The 17,846-nt window shown below is 46.3% G+C and carries 12 protein-coding genes, 3 rRNA genes and 1 riboswitch; all 15 genes read left to right on the plus strand.

The annotated features are described in order from the left end of the window. Positions 1–90: 90 nt before the first annotated feature. The 15 genes from NST70_RS07635 to NST70_RS07705 all read left to right on the plus strand — a co-directional run bounded on the left by NST70_RS07635 (position 91) and on the right by NST70_RS07705 (position 17,819). Positions 91–531 carry an NUDIX domain-containing protein gene (locus NST70_RS07635; RefSeq protein WP_014098327.1) on the plus strand — a complete coding sequence of 147 codons (441 nt, stop codon included), beginning with the start codon at positions 91–93 and terminating at the stop codon, positions 529–531. A 270-nt stretch (positions 532–801) separates the two neighbouring features. Next, positions 802–2,139, plus strand: coding sequence for a putative hydroxymethylpyrimidine transporter CytX (gene cytX / locus NST70_RS07640; protein ID WP_014098326.1), 1,338 nt, complete (start codon positions 802–804; stop codon positions 2,137–2,139). Positions 2,140–2,240: 101 nt separating this feature from the next. Next, positions 2,241–3,050, plus strand: coding sequence for a bifunctional hydroxymethylpyrimidine kinase/phosphomethylpyrimidine kinase (thiD, locus tag NST70_RS07645; protein WP_342476105.1), 810 nt, complete (start codon positions 2,241–2,243; stop codon positions 3,048–3,050). A gap of 95 nt (positions 3,051–3,145) precedes the next feature. Next, a riboswitch (TPP riboswitch) is annotated at positions 3,146–3,257 on the plus strand. Between the two features lie 66 nt (positions 3,258–3,323). After that, the gene (locus NST70_RS07650) at positions 3,324–4,085 is read left to right on the plus strand and encodes a 3-oxoacyl-ACP reductase (protein WP_017552394.1); all 762 of its coding nucleotides are present in this window, start codon (positions 3,324–3,326) and stop codon (positions 4,083–4,085) included. Positions 4,086–4,097: 12 nt separating this feature from the next. After that, entirely contained in the window at positions 4,098–4,910 is an 813-nt protein-coding gene (gene thiM / locus NST70_RS07655) for a hydroxyethylthiazole kinase (protein WP_342476107.1), read from the plus strand. Between the two features lie 5 nt (positions 4,911–4,915). Beyond that, positions 4,916–5,722, plus strand: a complete 807-nt coding sequence (gene thiD, locus NST70_RS07660) for a bifunctional hydroxymethylpyrimidine kinase/phosphomethylpyrimidine kinase (protein WP_342476108.1) — start codon at positions 4,916–4,918, stop codon at positions 5,720–5,722. After that, the gene (gene thiE, locus NST70_RS07665; RefSeq protein WP_342476110.1) at positions 5,719–6,363 is read left to right on the plus strand and encodes a thiamine phosphate synthase; all 645 of its coding nucleotides are present in this window, start codon (positions 5,719–5,721) and stop codon (positions 6,361–6,363) included. The genes thiD (NST70_RS07660) and thiE overlap by 4 nt, the downstream gene beginning before the upstream one ends. A 353-nt stretch (positions 6,364–6,716) precedes the next feature. Beyond that, on the plus strand, positions 6,717–7,373 hold the full coding sequence (locus NST70_RS07670; RefSeq protein WP_061577283.1) for an MOSC domain-containing protein: 657 nt from the start codon (positions 6,717–6,719) through the stop codon (positions 7,371–7,373). Positions 7,374–7,775: 402 nt separating this feature from the next. Beyond that, positions 7,776–9,329 (plus strand): 16S ribosomal RNA (locus NST70_RS07675). 165 nt (positions 9,330–9,494) lie between these two features. Further along, positions 9,495–12,427, plus strand: a 23S ribosomal RNA gene (locus NST70_RS07680). A gap of 132 nt (positions 12,428–12,559) precedes the next feature. After that, positions 12,560–12,675, plus strand: a 5S ribosomal RNA gene (gene rrf, locus NST70_RS07685). Together the 16S, 23S and 5S rRNA genes form the textbook arrangement of a ribosomal RNA operon. A gap of 440 nt (positions 12,676–13,115) precedes the next feature. Continuing rightward, entirely contained in the window at positions 13,116–14,525 is a 1,410-nt protein-coding gene (ltrA, locus tag NST70_RS07690; RefSeq protein ID WP_342476112.1) for a group II intron reverse transcriptase/maturase, read from the plus strand. A 905-nt stretch (positions 14,526–15,430) separates the two neighbouring features. Then, positions 15,431–15,892 (plus strand): GNAT family N-acetyltransferase, encoded by a 462-nt coding sequence (locus tag NST70_RS07695; protein WP_017550364.1) that lies wholly within the window; start codon positions 15,431–15,433, stop codon positions 15,890–15,892. A 211-nt stretch (positions 15,893–16,103) separates the two neighbouring features. After that, the gene (locus NST70_RS07700; RefSeq protein WP_017550365.1) at positions 16,104–16,268 is read left to right on the plus strand and encodes a hypothetical protein; all 165 of its coding nucleotides are present in this window, start codon (positions 16,104–16,106) and stop codon (positions 16,266–16,268) included. A 324-nt stretch (positions 16,269–16,592) separates the two neighbouring features. Next, complete coding sequence (locus tag NST70_RS07705) at positions 16,593–17,819, plus strand: DUF6688 family protein (protein ID WP_061577589.1); 1,227 nt, start codon at positions 16,593–16,595, stop codon at positions 17,817–17,819. Positions 17,820–17,846: the final 27 nt, after the last annotated feature.

Below are 17,846 nucleotides of genomic sequence, written 5' to 3' on the forward strand. Positions count from 1 at the left end.
TATAAAAGATCCGAGGGGAAAGGTTCAGTGTATTTCTTATGCGCTGATTCTTTCCCCTCTTTTTTTATTTTTTGAAGGAGGAATGAAGCATTGAATGTAATCGACCAAATTTATCCGGGTGTAGCCGTTGTTCTTTTTGATCAACAGGAAAGAGTATTACTTCAAAAGCGGGCAGATGTTGGAAAATGGGGTCTTCCAACCGGCCATGTTGAACCTGGGGAAACTGTTTTGCAAGCAGCAATCAGAGAGATGCAAGAAGAGACAAACTTAACAATTCGGATAAAACAAATAATTGGTGTTTATTCCGACCCTGAATTTCAAGTTTTCAAGTATCCTGATGGAAAGTGTGTCCATTTTATCACCACTTGTTTTTTGGCGGAAATTGCAGGAGGAAAGCTGCGAAACAATTCTTCCGAATCTTTAGCACTCCAATTTTTTCAGAAAGATCAGCTTCCTGCAAATTTATTAAAAATGGTTCCGCTGTGGCTTGGGGACGCTTTAGCAGGCTATGCAGGTGCATTTATCCGATAAGATTTAAACGAAAAGAACAGGAGAGGCAGTTCAATATGAAACAAAAAATCTTTCTGACAGCACCTTTTAAAAAAGTGATGGATCTCCAAACATTATAATTGTAAGTCTCTCTGTTTCCAAATTTCAGATAAAAACAAATGTCAGCAAGAGCTACATAAAACCGTCCAGAAAAGATATACCGTCATTCTTTTGGTCGTAAAAATGTAATTACCAAACCAATTGTTTTAACAATATATTTCGTTATCAAAAAATGTGAAAGGTCGTTTTCAAATGGAATCGAATGAGAAATTAAAAGTCCAATACTCATTAGAAGTAGTGCCAAAAAAGGAACAGCAAATTGCTTCGTTGCAGATTGCACTGTTATGGATCGGAGCAGGATTAGGACTGGCTGCTATTTTTTCAGGAAATACACTGGCAGGTCTTGGTTTGAAGAATGGATTACTGACGATTATCGTTGGCATGCTTGTCGGGTCAGTTCCTATGTATTTCATGTCCCGCATTGGAACAAGAGAGGGAGTATCAGGTATGATTGCTACCCGTGCTTCATTTGGGATTAGAGGTTCTTTTTTTCCGAGCTTGTGCAATGCACTGCAGTTAATTGGCTGGACAGCTGTGATGATTCTGATGGCAGCTGAAGCCTGTGTATCTTTAAAATTTGCAGGAGTTCTTGGGAACCGGGATTTTTGGATTATCTTGATTGGTTTGATCACAACGGTTAACGCGCTTTTGAAACACAATCATTTAAAATGGTTTCAGATATTTACAGTTGGTGCAACATTGATTTTATCCATCATCATGACCTATGCTGTTTTGTCAACAGTAAATGTTGCAGACTTAATGGACAAGAAACCTAAAGGTCATCTTACTTTCTCTCTCGGATTAGATTATGTGATCGGCATGTGCCTTTCCTGGGTTCCTTTGGTTGCAGACTATTCCCGGTATGCAAGGAATATTAACGGGGCCGCACACGCTACATATTGGGGTTATGCTCTATCCAGCATCTGGATGTACTTTGTTGGCTTGCTTTGTACCATTGCTACTGGCCTTTGGAATGCAAGCCCAATTCCAATCATGGGTGCACTGGGCTTGGGTATCCCAGGTCTGCTTATTATTTTTTTCTCCACTGTAACGACAGCTTTTCTAGATGTTTTTTCAGCAGGTGTTTCTGCAAGCAATTTATTTCCAAAGTTTTCGGAGAGGCGGCTTGTATTCATTGCAGGAGTGTCAGGCACACTGATTTCGCTGGTGTTTCCAATTGATAAATATCAAAGCTTTTTATTAATCCTTGGTGCTGTCTTTATTCCCATTGAAAGCATCGTATTGGTTGATTATTTTTTGATCCGTAAACACCTGAAGCCAGCAGACTTGACTAAACCAGAAGGATCGTACTGGTACCGGGGCGGTGTTAATCTGGTAGCTTTCGTCGCTTTTGTGGTTGGTTTTGCTCTCTATGAAGTCAGCTATTTTCAAGCTTGGCCAATTGGTTCGTCATTTATTAGTCTGATTATTACGGCAGTCCTTTATTATTTCCTTATGAGACTTCTTCATAGGGATCAATTTTCAAAGGTTAGAAGCAGTGGCATATACAAGAATCATGCAGCAGGCTGATAAGTTATTTTCAAAAACATTATAACAAATGGATGGGATCCAATCTGTCAAATGCAGAAAAAAAATAATACTATGATCATTTTAGAAGAGGTGTATATTAGATGAGACCACAGGTATTAACAATTGCAGGAACTGACAGCGGTGGCGGTGCAGGTATTCAGGCCGACCTGAAAACTTTTGAAGAGAGGGGTGTCTACGGCATGTCTGTAATCGTTGCCGTGACAGCGCAAAATACAAAAGGAGTTCAGGGAATTTTTCCAATGCCGGTTGACAGCATTGTCCGTCAAATGGAATCCATTGCGGACGACTTTTCAATTGCAGCTTTAAAAACGGGTATGCTGTTTGATGCAGAACGCATAGAAGCTGTTGTTGACGGAATTAAACGATTTAAATGGAGGCCGCTGGTTGTGGATCCGGTCATGATTGCAAAAGGTGGGACACATCTCGTTGCTCCTGAAGCAATTGCGACGATTAAAAAGAAATTGGTTCCGGTTGCTGATGTCATTACACCGAATACACCGGAGGGGGAAGTTCTGTCAGAAATGACGATACGTACTGATCAGGACCGGGAGCACGCAGCACGACTGATTCTCAAAAGAGGGGCAGGTGCTGTGCTGTTAAAGGGCGGACATGATCTGGTTACATCAGAAACTGTTCGTGATTGTCTGGTGACGAGGGAGCAGACAATATGGCTCGAATCTAAACGCATTGATACCGTTCACACTCATGGAACTGGTTGTACATTGTCTTCATTGATTACAGCTGAGTTGGCGAAGGGCCATCCCTTAGAAGACAGCGTAAAAACAGCTAAAAAATTATTGACAAGAGCAATCTCTGAGAGCCCGGGAATTGGGCATGGCCATGGACCAATTGCCCATTGGGTATTAAGAGATGAAGATGGAGAAAGATAACAAAGCTAAATTCACATAATATAACCCCTGCCGGTGATTTTCATTAAGCTTTACAAAGCATAATAGAAAAGCTATAATTGAAAAAAGTAAATCTTTCAAACTACTAGGGGTGCCCGGATTTGGCGGGCTGAGAGAAAAACCGGCGTTTTTCAACCCTTTGGACCTGATCCGGATCATACCGGCGTAGGAAAGTAGGAATTTGTAAAAAATTTCTTGCTGATGAAGTCAGGTCTTTTCGGGCCTGGCTTTTTTGCATGGGAAGGGGTGGGACAAATGAAACTGGATGAGCAGGTGGTCGTCATCACAGGCGGAAGCAGGGGGTTAGGCAAAGCAGTTGTAAAAGCTTTTGCAAGAGAAGGGGCGGGCGTTGTCATCAACTATTTTGAGAGTGAGGGGAAGGCAAAGGATCTTCAGAATATTTTAGGAGAAAAAGCGGTTGCCCTGAAGGCGGATGTAAGGGATCCGGCGCAGGTAAGAAAGATGTTCCGGCAGGCCGAAGCTTATTTTTCCAGGCCTGTCACGACAATTGTAAATAATGCCCTCGTGCATTTCCGCTTTGATCCGGAATCCCGGCACGATGCTTCCCGAATTTCGTGGGAGGAATACAGCTTGCAGATGGAAGGTGCGGTTCGCGGCGCATTAAATACCATACAGGCCGGCCTTGCGGAAATGAAACGGCTGCATTTCGGCAGGGTGATCAATATTGGCACAAACCTGTTTCAAAATCCGGTTGTCGCCTACCATGATTACAATACGAGCAAGGCAGCGCTCCTCGGCTTCACCCGGAGCATGGCGAAAGATCTGGGGCAATATGGCATTACCGTTAATATGGTATCCGGCGGCCTTCTGAAAACGACGGATGCAAGTGCAGCCACATCTGAAGCGGTTTTTCAATTGATTCAGGAAACTACTCCGCTGCAAAAGGTGACAGAACCGGAAGACGTTGCGGATGCCGTGTTGTTTTTTGCATCGCCATGGGCGAGGGCGGTAACCGGACAAAATCTCGTCGTTGACGGCGGACTTGTAATGGATTAGGAGGGAATGGAAATGGAAAAGGAAAAACCAATTGAACTGCTTGAAAAAATCAGGGAAGCCAATCCGCTTATCCATAATATCACGAATATTGTGGTGGCTAATTTTACAGCAAACGGGCTGTTGGCACTTGGCGCATCTCCGGTAATGGCCGATGCGGTGGAAGAAGTTGCCGATATGGCGAAAGCGGCAAATGCGGTCGTGTTAAATATCGGCACTTTAAATGAAAAAGCCGTCGAAGCAATGATATTGGCGGGAAAGTCTGCAAATGAAAATGGCGTTCCGGTCGTCCTTGATCCGGTAGCTGCCGGTTCAACCCGTTACCGGACAGAAACGGCAAAAAAATTGCTGAAAGAAATCCGCTTCACATCCATCAGGGGAAATGCCGGAGAAATCGCCAATCTGATCGGAATAGATGCCAAAGTTAAAGGCGTCGATGCAGGAGATACCGGCCTGGATACGGGCGAACTCGCTTTAAAAGCGGCAAAAACGCTTCATACTACGGTCGTGGTAAGTGGCAAGACGGATGCGGTGTCAAACGGTACAAACCTTTATCTCGTACATAACGGCCACCCGCTTTTAACAAAAGTCACCGGGACAGGCTGCCTTTTGTCCGCGGTTTGCGGCGCCTTTCTCGCTGTTGAGAAAGATCCGGTTCAGGCATCCGTTTCGGCGCTTGCGATTTACGGCGCTGCTGCGGAAATCGCAAGGGAAAAAACAGGCGGGGATTTGCCGGGCAGTTTTCAAATGGCGTTTTTAGACCAGTTGGCAGAAATAGGGCCTGAAGAAATCCAAAAATATGCCTCTTTTGAAAAGAAAGAAGGGTGAACATCATGAAAAAAGCACTCACGATTGCCGGTTCTGATTCCGGGGGCGGTGCCGGCATCCAGGCGGACTTGAAAACATTTCAGGAATTAGAAGTATACGGCATGTCCGTAATTACCGCGGTGACGGCGCAAAATACACGCGGGGTCCAGGGGGTATTTCCGCTTGGTCCCGAAGCAGTCTCCCGCCAATTGGCGTCCATTGCCGAAGATATGGGGACGGATGCACTAAAAACCGGCATGTTGTTTGATTCCGGCATCATCGAAGTGGTCGCGGAAAAAATCAAAGCCTACCGCTGGGAAAAACTCGTTGTGGACCCGGTGATTATTGCAAAGGGCGGAGAAACCCTTTTGCAAAAGGAAGCGGTTAAAGCCTTAAAAAGCCAGCTGCTTCCGCTCGCCTTCATTGTGACGCCGAATCTTCCGGAAGCGGAGGAACTGGCAGGAATGCCCATCCGAAATACTGATGATATGAAGGAAGCGGCACGCATCATTGCGGATTGCGGTCCTCGGTATTGTCTCGTTAAAGGCGGACATCATGAGTCTTCCCCGGTTTCGAGCGACTTGCTTTTTGACGGGGCGAACTTTTACGAATATACAGCGAAAAGATACGTAACAAAAAATACGCACGGCACCGGCTGTACGTTTTCTTCAGCGATTACGGCAGAATTGGCAAAAGGCGCGGATATATTTGCTGCTGTGTCGACAGCAAAAGCATTCATTTCCGCGGCGATCGAAGACGGCATTCAAATTGGACACGGGCACGGGCCGACGAACCATTGGGCGTACCAAAAAAGGAGAATGAAAAACCGATGACAGGCGAACATTTGCGTGACGCATTGAAACTGTATTTTATTATGGGCAGCCCGAACTGCACGCTGCCGCCGGAACAAGTGCTGGAAAACGCCATCAGAGGCGGCGTCACCCTTTTTCAATACCGCGAAAAAGGAAAAGGTGCACGAAAAGGCGAAGAAAAGAAAGTGCTTGGTGAAAAATTGAAGTGGATATGCCAAAAAAACGGGATTCCTTTTCTTGTAAATGATGATATTGCACTTGCGTTGGAACTGAATGCTGATGGTGTGCATGTCGGGCAGGAAGATGAACCGCTGGCATCCGTACGAGAAAAGTTGGGGGATAAGATCATCGGCGTCTCGGCCTATACGTTGGAGGAAGCCAGGCAGGCAGCAAATGGAGGCGCGGATTATCTTGGCGTCGGCCCAATTTTTCCGACGAAATCGAAAGAAGATGCGAAAGAAGCGAAAGGCACAGCCGTCATTCGCGAAATCCGCCAAAATGGCATCCGGATTCCCATTGTCGGAATTGGCGGCATAGGGGCGGGCAATGCAAAAAGCGTCATAGAAGCAGGGGCAGACGGCGTTTCCGTCATTTCTTCCATTGCAGGCGCGGAAGATGCGGAAGCGGCAGCTGACCTGTTGAAAAGGGAACTCACTTTATAATGAAGGCGTAAACCCCCCTGCGCCTTTTGACAGTTTAAAAATGGAATCAAGATAAGCCGGGTGTAGGAGCCTGGCTTTTTTGGTGCCAAGCAGGCTGAATGGCGGTGAATTTTTTGCGAGAATTTTTCAATATCTTGATTGATAAAACTTTTGTTCTTGTGATAAAATACAAACAAACATTCTGATAAAATAATGAAGCGATAAAAATTTTAGAAACCTTTCTGCAAAAGGATTGAAAACAGCGAATTCGGAAAGCTGAACGGGAGACCCGCGGGATTTTCTTAAAATGTTTTTCAAAATTTACGCAAAGGATGGTAAAATTTAGATAGCAATTTGGGGAAGGAGCGAACGTGATGGCGGACGGTGTTGTTGTTTCGGTAAATACAGGCAAACCAAAGGCGCTTACCTATAAACAGAAAGTGGTGCAGAGCGGCATTTTTAAAATACCGCAGGAGGGCCCGGTATATCTGGCAAAAGAAAATTTTGAAGGGGACAAGCAAGCGGACCTTGTTCATCATGGTGGAGCGGATAAAGCAGTCTGCGTGTATGTTGGTGATCATTTTCCGGTATGGGAGAAGAAATTTAACCGAACTTTTGAGCCGGGGGCATTTGGCGAAAATATTACGCTCTCGGGATGGTCGGAAGCAGATATCCATATCGGTGATGTTTTTCAAATGGGGGAAGCGATTGTGCAGGTATCACAGCCGCGGGAGCCTTGCTATAAAATTGCTGCGAAACACGGATTGGACAGTTTTCCTGCCGACATTGTGGAAACCGGTTGGTCCGGCTTCTATATGCGTGTGCTTGAAGAAGGCTTTGTCCGGAAAAATGACAGCTTTATCCTGCTTGAAAAAGGGGAAAAACAGCTTTCCATTCTGCATATCAATAAAATCAGATACCATGATAGAACAAATTTTGATGCGATAGAAGAAATTTTAAGTGTAAAGGCACTTGCCGGCGACTGGCAAAAAGCATTCCGAAAATTATGGATGAAAAAAGGGAATGGATAAAAGAAGCGGCAGCTGTGACAGCTTTCTCCAATGTAAACATACGAAGGAGTACTGCGGTTCCCTGAAAATGACCGGTACGTATGTAACTGAGGAAGTCAATGCCGTTCCGCCATCTTAACTCGCAGCATAGATCCCTGTTTCTTCATTATATTATAGAGCAGGGATCTAAAAAGAGATGGAAAACATTACCTTGCTCTATCTTATTGACTTAAGTTACGAATAAGTGATATGATATATGAGCTGGCCCGTTAGATGATTAAAAAACGGGTTTAAAAAAAGATGTTGACAGCGAATTGATATTTTGGTATAATAATTGAGTCGCTGTTAAGAACAGCAAAGATTGTTCCTTGAAAACTGGACAAAACGAAACGTCAAATTCTTTTTGAGCTTTTATCAAACATCTTTACTGAGAGTTTGATCCTGGCTCAGGACGAACGCTGGCGGCGTGCCTAATACATGCAAGTCGTGCGGACCTTTTAAAAGCTTGCTTTTAAAAGGTTAGCGGCGGACGGGTGAGTAACACGTGGGCAACCTGCCTGTAAGATCGGGATAACGCCGGGAAACCGGGGCTAATACCGGATAGTTTTTTCCTCCGCATGGAGGAAAAAGGAAAGACGGCTTTTGCTGTCACTTACAGATGGGCCCGCGGCGCATTAGCTAGTTGGTGGGGTAACGGCTCACCAAGGCAACGATGCGTAGCCGACCTGAGAGGGTGATCGGCCACATTGGGACTGAGACACGGCCCAAACTCCTACGGGAGGCAGCAGTAGGGAATCTTCCGCAATGGACGAAAGTCTGACGGAGCAACGCCGCGTGAGTGAAGAAGGCCTTCGGGTCGTAAAACTCTGTTGCCGGGGAAGAACAAGTGCCGTTCGAACAGGGCGGCGCCTTGACGGTACCCGGCCAGAAAGCCACGGCTAACTACGTGCCAGCAGCCGCGGTAATACGTAGGTGGCAAGCGTTGTCCGGAATTATTGGGCGTAAAGCGCGCGCAGGCGGCTTCTTAAGTCTGATGTGAAATCTTGCGGCTCAACCGCAAGCGGTCATTGGAAACTGGGAGGCTTGAGTGCAGAAGAGGAGAGTGGAATTCCACGTGTAGCGGTGAAATGCGTAGAGATGTGGAGGAACACCAGTGGCGAAGGCGGCTCTCTGGTCTGTAACTGACGCTGAGGCGCGAAAGCGTGGGGAGCAAACAGGATTAGATACCCTGGTAGTCCACGCCGTAAACGATGAGTGCTAAGTGTTAGAGGGTTTCCGCCCTTTAGTGCTGCAGCTAACGCATTAAGCACTCCGCCTGGGGAGTACGGCCGCAAGGCTGAAACTCAAAGGAATTGACGGGGGCCCGCACAAGCGGTGGAGCATGTGGTTTAATTCGAAGCAACGCGAAGAACCTTACCAGGTCTTGACATCCTCTGACCTCCCTGGAGACAGGGCCTTCCCCTTCGGGGGACAGAGTGACAGGTGGTGCATGGTTGTCGTCAGCTCGTGTCGTGAGATGTTGGGTTAAGTCCCGCAACGAGCGCAACCCTTGACCTTAGTTGCCAGCATTGAGTTGGGCACTCTAAGGTGACTGCCGGTGACAAACCGGAGGAAGGTGGGGATGACGTCAAATCATCATGCCCCTTATGACCTGGGCTACACACGTGCTACAATGGATGGTACAAAGGGCTGCGAGACCGCGAGGTTAAGCCAATCCCAGAAAACCATTCCCAGTTCGGATTGCAGGCTGCAACCCGCCTGCATGAAGCCGGAATCGCTAGTAATCGCGGATCAGCATGCCGCGGTGAATACGTTCCCGGGCCTTGTACACACCGCCCGTCACACCACGAGAGTTTGTAACACCCGAAGTCGGTGAGGTAACCTTTACGGAGCCAGCCGCCGAAGGTGGGACAGATGATTGGGGTGAAGTCGTAACAAGGTAGCCGTATCGGAAGGTGCGGCTGGATCACCTCCTTTCTAAGGAAATTAAGGAAAACTTCGTTTTCCACAATTAAGTTTGACGTTTCCGTTTTGTTCAGTTTTGAAGGTTCAATCCTTCAGTATGTGTTCTTTGAAAACCGGATAGGAGAAACAAACCAAGTAAACCGAGAATCGCTTATTTTTGGATTTAAACCTTTTTATGGTTAAGTTAGAAAGGGCGCACGGTGAATGCCTTGGCACTAGGAGCCGATGAAGGACGGTACAAACACCGATATGCTCCGGGGAGCTGTACGTAAGCTTTGATCCGGAGATTTCCGAATGGGGAAACCCCCTGTCTTTAATCGGACAGGATTCCTGCCTGAATCCATAGGGCAGGAAGGGCACACCCGGGGAACTGAAACATCTCAGTACCCGGAGGAAGAGAAAGCAATTGCGATTTCCCAAGTAGCGGCGAGCGAACAGGAAACAGCCCAAACCGGAAGGCTTGCCTTCCGGGGTTGTAGGACACTCATATGGGAGTTACAAAAGAACAGGTTAAGTGAAGCGGCCTGGAAAGGCCTGCCGGAGAAGGTAAAAGCCCTGTAACTGACACTTCGTTCTCTCCCGAGTGGATCCTGAGTACGGCGGGACACGAGGAATCCCGCCGGAATCCGGGAGGACCATCTCCCAAGGCTAAATACTCCCTAGTGACCGATAGTGAACCAGTACCGTGAGGGAAAGGTGAAAAGCACCCCGGGAGGGGAGTGAAAGAGATCCTGAAACCGTGTGCCTACAAGTAGTCAGAGCCCGTTAACGGGTGATGGCGTGCCTTTTGTAGAATGAACCGGCGAGTTACGGTCTCATGCAAGGTTAAGCTGAAGAAGCGGAGCCGCAGCGAAAGCGAGTCTGAACAGGGCGAAAGAGTATGAGGCCGCAGACCCGAAACCAGGTGATCTACCCATGTCCAGGGTGAAGGCAAGGTAACACTTGCTGGAGGCCCGAACCCACGCACGTTGAAAAGTGCGGGGATGAGGTGTGGGTAGCGGAGAAATTCCAATCGAACTTGGAGATAGCTGGTTCTCTCCGAAATAGCTTTAGGGCTAGCCTCAAGCGAAGAGTTTTGGAGGTAGAGCACTGTTTGGACGAGGGGCCCTCATCGGGTTACCGAATTCAGACAAACTCCGAATGCCAAAAACTTATGCTTGGGAGTCAGACTGTGAGTGATAAGATCCATGGTCGAAAGGGAAACAGCCCAGACCGCCAGCTAAGGTCCCAAAGTATACGTTAAGTGGAAAAGGATGTGGCGTTGCTTAGACAACCAGGATGTTGGCTTAGAAGCAGCCATCATTCAAAGAGTGCGTAATAGCTCACTGGTCGAGTGACGCTGCGCCGAAAATGTACCGGGGCTAAACGTATCACCGAAGCTGCGGATGGACACCATTTGGTGTCCGTGGTAGGAGAGCGTTCTAAGGGCGTTGAAGCCGGACCGGAAGGACCGGTGGAGCGCTTAGAAGTGAGAATGCCGGTATGAGTAGCGAAAGAAGGGTGAGAATCCCTTCCACCGAATGCCTAAGGTTTCCTGAGGAAGGCTCGTCCGCTCAGGGTTAGTCGGGGCCTAAGCCGAGGCCGAAAGGCGTAGGCGATGGACAACAGGTTGATATTCCTGTACCGCCTCTTCACCGTTTGAACGATGGGGGGACGCAGGAGGATAGGGCAAGCGCGACACTGGTTGATCGCGTCCAAGCAGTTAGGCCGGTGCGGAGGCAAATCCTTCGCGCCAAGGCGGAGCTGTGATGGCGAGGGAAATTTTAGTACCGAAGTTCCTGATTCCACACTGCCAAGAAAAGCCTCTAGTGAGGTGAAAGGCGCCCGTACCGCAAACCGACACAGGTAGGCGAGGAGAGAATCCTAAGGTGAGCGAGAGAACTCTCGTTAAGGAACTCGGCAAAATGACCCCGTAACTTCGGGAGAAGGGGTGCTTTTTGGGGTGTATGCCCCGGGAAGCCGCAGTGAATAGGCCCAGGCGACTGTTTAGCAAAAACACAGGTCTCTGCGAAGCCGCAAGGCGAAGTATAGGGGCTGACACCTGCCCGGTGCTGGAAGGTTAAGGAGAGGGGTTAGCCGTCAGGCGAAGCTCTGAACTGAAGCCCCAGTAAACGGCGGCCGTAACTATAACGGTCCTAAGGTAGCGAAATTCCTTGTCAGGTAAGTTCTGACCCGCACGAAAGGTGTAACGATCTGGGCACTGTCTCAACGAGAGACTCGGTGAAATTATAGTACCTGTGAAGATGCAGGTTACCCGCGACAGGACGGAAAGACCCCATGGAGCTTTACTGCAGCCTGATATTGAATTTTGGTACAGCTTGTACAGGATAGGTAGGAGCCTTGGAAACCGGAGCGCCAGCTTCGGCGGAGGCATCGGTGGGATACTACCCTGGCTGTATTGAAATTCTAACCCGCACCCCTTACCGGGGTGGGAGACAGTGTCAGGCAGGCAGTTTGACTGGGGCGGTCGCCTCCTAAAAGGTAACGGAGGCGCCCAAAGGTTCCCTCAGAATGGTTGGAAATCATTCGCAGAGTGTAAAGGCATAAGGGAGCTTGACTGCGAGACTTACAAGTCGAGCAGGGACGAAAGTCGGGCTTAGTGATCCGGTGGTTCCGCATGGAAGGGCCATCGCTCAACGGATAAAAGCTACCCTGGGGATAACAGGCTGATCTCCCCCAAGAGTCCACATCGACGGGGAGGTTTGGCACCTCGATGTCGGCTCATCGCATCCTGGGGCTGTAGTCGGTCCCAAGGGTTGGGCTGTTCGCCCATTAAAGCGGTACGCGAGCTGGGTTCAGAACGTCGTGAGACAGTTCGGTCCCTATCCGTCGCGGGCGCAGGAAATTTGAGAGGAGCTGTCCTTAGTACGAGAGGACCGGGATGGACGCACCGCTGGTGTACCAGTTGTCTTGCCAAAGGCATCGCTGGGTAGCTATGTGCGGAAGGGATAAGTGCTGAAAGCATCTAAGCATGAAGCCCCCCTCAAGATGAGATTTCCCACAGTTTATACTGGTAAGATCCCTGAAAGATGATCAGGTTGATAGGTCCGGGGTGGAAGCGCGGCGACGCGTGGAGCTGACGGATACTAATCGATCGAGGACTTAACCAAATAGAAAAGCGAAGGGCGCCTTGAAAAAGGTGCACTGGAGCTAGACAATTCTCAAAGTTAGAAACGCGTTCTCCGTTTACAGTTTTTTCTCCCATCCGGTTTTCAGGGAACACATCCCAAAAATTATACAGGTCCGGTGATGATGGCGGAAAGGTCACACCCGAACACATCCCGAACTCGGAAGTTAAGCTTTCCAGCGCCGATGGTAGTTGGGGGTCTCCCCCTGCGAGAGTAGGACGTTGCCGGGCCAAAGCAAGCCGCAGATTACGATCTGCGGTTTTTCCAGTGCGCCGTGCATGGCGATTCGCTAGGCGGTGTAAGTCCGCTATGGGGGTAGGTAGCGACCAACCATTAGCCAAGAGCAAGGGTGTCCATCGTGAGATGGAATCTGAAGGAAGCTGGAGGCAAAATTCTGACCCGAGGAACACGAACATCATTAGGCGTACTCTCACAGGGTAAGGCTGCTGAACAAGTCAAAGCCCAAAAGCTATCCGGATGTGGAAACGTAAATGGTGCGGGTACATGGAATGAAAGCAAATCACCTTACCACGGGAGGTCTCACGGACAGGTGGAAACAGAGTATGAAACCTGGTTGAAACAAGATTTGCCGTGAGAAGTCAGCAGAAGCCATAGTACGGAGATGCCTGGAGCATCGAAGGAAGGGCTGAACTAAAGGAAGTGGAAGTCAATGAAAGTTACCGAAGAAACGAACAAATGCAGAAAACAGGAAGAAACCTGCTGTCAAAAAGATACTGCGGAACAGGAAGGATATGGCAGAGGGCATAGTTTCAAGAGGATAACTGAAAACAACACCACTAACACCAACAGACAGAACGAATGGATGCTCGAACGAATCCTTTCAAGTAATAACCTGCACCGTGCCTATAAAAAGGTAAAGAAAAACAAAGGTGCGGGCGGTGTCGATGGAATGAAAACAGGTGAACTTTTGGCATACCTAACTGAACATCAGAGGGAACTCGTCCTCTCCATTCGAAATGGGACATACAAGCCCCAACCCGTTAGAAGGGTAGAAATTCCAAAAGACAACGGGAAAACAAGGAAACTTGGAATACCAACGGTAGTAGACCGAGTCATCCAACAAGCCATTTCGCAGGTCCTAGTCCCTATATATGAAAGAAAGTTCTCAGACAATAGCTATGGTTTCCGACCACATAGAAGTACACATCAGGCACTTCTCAAGTGCCAAAAGAATGTAAATGAAGGATACCAGTATGTAGTAGACCTGGACTTAGAACAGTACTTTGACACGGTAAACCATAGTAAGCTTATCCAGATATTGAGTGAAACAATTCACGACGGACGTGTAATCTCCTTAATCCATAAATTCCTAAATGCAGGTGTTATGATCAAAGGAATAAGGACAACAAATGATTTCGGTGTTCCACAAGGAGGACCACTAAGTCCGCTTCTTGCCAATGTAATGTTAAACGAATTGGATAAAGAAATGGAAGCAAGAAATCACCGATTTGTCCGTTACGCTGATGATGTGATCATATTCTGTAAAAGCCGAAGAAGCTGCGAAAGAACATACCATAACATTCTCCCATTCATTGAGAAGAAATTGCGACTCAAAGTGAACCGAGAGAAGACGATGATCATACATATTAGAAACATCAAGTTCCTGAGTTATGGATTTTACCTTTATGAAGGAAAATGCAAATTCCGGGTACACCCGAAGGGTGTTCAAAAATTAAAGGAGAAAATTCGCAGAATCACAGGAAGAAGCAACGGATTAAGCGTAGAGGAAAGAAAGAAAAGGCTAAACGACACTGTCCGAGGATGGGTAAATTACTACAAGCTAGCGGATATGAAAAGTCTGGTAACCAGACTGGACCAATGGACACGAAGAAGAATGCGAATGGTAACTTGGAAAAGATGGAAGAGAGTACGCACAAGATTTTATTGGCTCAAGAAATTAGGGATCAATAAAAGAAAGGCGTGGGAATGGGCTAACACAAGAAAAGGCTACTGGAGAATCTCCGGCAGCCATATATTAGCCAGAACCCTTACAAACGAACTCTTCCGAAGAGCAAGGTATATAAGTTTTCTGGATTATTATCTGTCTGTACGGTCGTAAACTTTAGAACCGCCGTGTACGGAACCGTACGCACGGTGGTGTGAGAGGTCGGCTAATCAAATAATGATTAGCCTCCTACTCGATTGCACTTTACTTTATAAATCCGGTAGTTGGTCTTCGTTTAAATGGAACGCTCACATCAAATGAAGTAGTTGTTCTTTTAAATGGCTGCAGTTATGATATCCGGAAAAACAGATCGGCTTCAGTTTCATGTACGTCATCAAACATTCCGGTTTCCTCCTTTAGTGTCCAAATAGATCATATTTTCTAACAAGGTGAACTGAACCAAGCCGGCTGGGTTATTTGTTTTTCGCCTTTTTAATTTTATGATCAATGACGGAAATTCCAGTAAACTCTATCAATAAAATAAGAGGAATGACAAGACTGTTTACGGTTTTAAAATATAATACTACTATAAGAAACAGGAATAAAATGGCAGCACTAAAAATATATCTCAATTTCAGGAAGCGAACGATCTGTTTATTGGGTATGTTATTCATATGATGGGATTCTTTTATAAAAAAGGAATCGATTTTAGACAGTTTCTTCGTTTTCATAAGAACGAGATACCGGTAAAGCAAAAAAAGTATAAGAATGATCATAGCAAAACCTAACACAGTATTTATCACTGTATCAAACATTTCGGAGCCCCCATTTCCGCATCCTTTACAGTCTCAACATAACATATTGCTTCAAAAATGACTATCCATAATTGACCGTTGATTCACGCTGAAAAAGTAAACGGACAATGTAAAAGAAGGAAATCCGCAGTTCTTGTGCTACAATAAATGACGATAAGAAAATAGAGAATTGTGCCAACCGATTGATAAATGGATTTCAGCTGCCGGGGCGAAAAGAAATGATAAAGGGCTGGCAAAGGAGGAAACAAGAGAGGAGGTTAATAAATGGATTTTATTCCCATTCAAGTTAGGCAGCATCTCCAGTATATTCTCCCGTTCCGCAGGGATTCTTTTATCGTAAGCTTCGGAACGGATGCAAATTTCAATGCAAGAGAGTACCTTGAATGGCTTGAAATGCAGCAAGTACGATTTCCGGAAGGTTTTATGCTTGCGATTGAAAATGGAGTTCCAATTGGACAGCTTGAGGTGACACGTAAAGATTTTGTAGGCAAATCGATTGGCTATGTCAACTTGTACTATCTTATTCCGGAAAAACGCGGCTTGGGTCTTGGTGCTGAGCTGCATGCGTATGCGATGAGCGTTTTCAAAAAACATCAATTGGAGGAATACCATCTCAGAGTATCCCCGACAAACAAGCAGGCCATTTCGTTCTATGAGAAAATGGGGATGAAATGGCTAAAGCCTGAAATGGACGGGAAAGTGTTCCGGATGGCAGGGAAGGTTTAGAACCTTTAACGATAAATAAAAAGCGGATAGAAGAGGAGCAAATGCATATCCGTATTTTACATGAGTCTGATGCTGACGCGTACCGGAAACTTTGATGCGTGCACTGCAATCAACCCCGGAGGCATTTGTCCTATCATAAAGAGAGAAGTCAAATTCACAACCGAAACTGTTAAAAAACCACTGGCTTCGACTGAGGAGGAGGCAACTTAAAATGAGAAATCATCCATACGAAGAATATGAAAATACTGATTTATGGAATACCATTTGGATGGCGATTGACGATCTTGCCAAAAACCAAGACCTTAAAGAAAGGACGCCCCGGGCATATATCGTTGGTTATTTATGTGAAAAGATATTGAAAGACGGCACACTGTGAAATATGGATGATCATCCGTAATCCATTAACTCATTTCCACTCCTCCTATATATTTTCCTATTGTTAAGGGAACTATCTTCATCTTCCTTTGAGGGGAGTACAGTACAGCATTCTTTTCGACCAAACTTACTTCAAATCCGCCTTTTTACGGGACTTTTGTAGAAAGGGGGTGGGGGGCACTTTAAAAAACGAATAAGCATAGCGAAAGAAACCAAAGGCCTGGAACAAATCAATTTAACTGTTATCCGGAAATACAATCGCAAAGAAGCGCCAGAAGCGCGGGCGCATTTTTGAAAATATTCATTTAGCATAGGGGGGACTGCATTGAAAAACAACAGAGCGCCAATTGTAATCATAAGTTTAATTGCAGTCGTGCTTTTGTTCCTGGTAGCGGCATACATCCTAGGATTTGGCTATCATATTCTATCCGTATTTTTTGTGTTTTTAGCCCTATTTGTTCTCTGTATTCCTGTGTATGTGATTGCCAGATTCCTATCCAGCTTTAAAAAGGGAACACAAGTAGCCCCATCCATCAAAGTCAAAACAATGGATACGGTGAATGCAGCCGTGCTTATTTGCCTGTTGATCGTGGGGTGTTATCTGAACGCTTATGGTGCAAGGGCAGGCGAACAGCTGCACGTTTATGAAATCGGAGGGCGGGCGGACGGCTATGCTTCATTGGCTCCTAATCATATCCTTTCAGCGATTGTGTTGGTTGTATTGGGCCTGGTTGGGTTCCTGATATTGAATTTTTATCCCGGCCAGGTTTCACCGGTTATCTATGTCGTGAGCAGTATGATACTGGTTCCAAATATTGGGTTTGCTGCTGTTTATTTTACACATACGCTATTCTCAAAACTTGGGGATATGTATTCCGTCCGAGCATTTCAATATAGCTTATTTTGCCTTGCTTTACTGTATATCACCAAGTTAAAAGATTCACTGAATGAGTTTTCAATAAAAATGAGGAAAGAGACTGTACAGTATAAGGGATTTCTTCTTTTACTCTTTAAAATTTCCGTACGGTATAGTAAAATGCCTCGATTGTGGGCGGTTTGTTTTTTTCCTGTTTTGCTTATTGTCCAAATGGTCCTCATATTATTTGGTCAGCGGCCGGACAGCTTTATCCGTTTGTTTTTAGATACAAGTTCTTTCACCTATTCCAGGATACCCAATCCCCCTCCGGAAATGTTAAAAGGAGACGAACACTATTTATGTTCTGTGGCAGCGAGGGGGCACACAAAAGTCGTTAAGCCGGTAAGGGCAGGGCTCCGGCACGGCAAAAGAATTCCTGTGAATCGCCAGTTGCTCGTTGCGAATGCCTTCGAACATCTTCTTGAAGAATACATGCCGCGTGTGCATCACTTCATCCGCTATATTTATGATAAATACGGTTATCCTCTCAGCAGGCATATCCGTACAAAGTGGTCAGCGGACCTTGTCTGTCTTTTCATGAAACCTTTGGAATGGTTTTTTCTGTTTATCTTATATACAGTGGATCAAAAACCGGAAAACAGGATTCAGATTCAATATAGCGAATTGCGTAAATAACGATTCTTATCGTTTTATATCTGAACC

The organism is Weizmannia sp. FSL K6-0777 (assembly GCF_038593185.1).
GTDB classification, from domain to species: Bacteria; Bacillota; Bacilli; order Bacillales; family Bacillaceae_C; genus Weizmannia; species Weizmannia faecalis.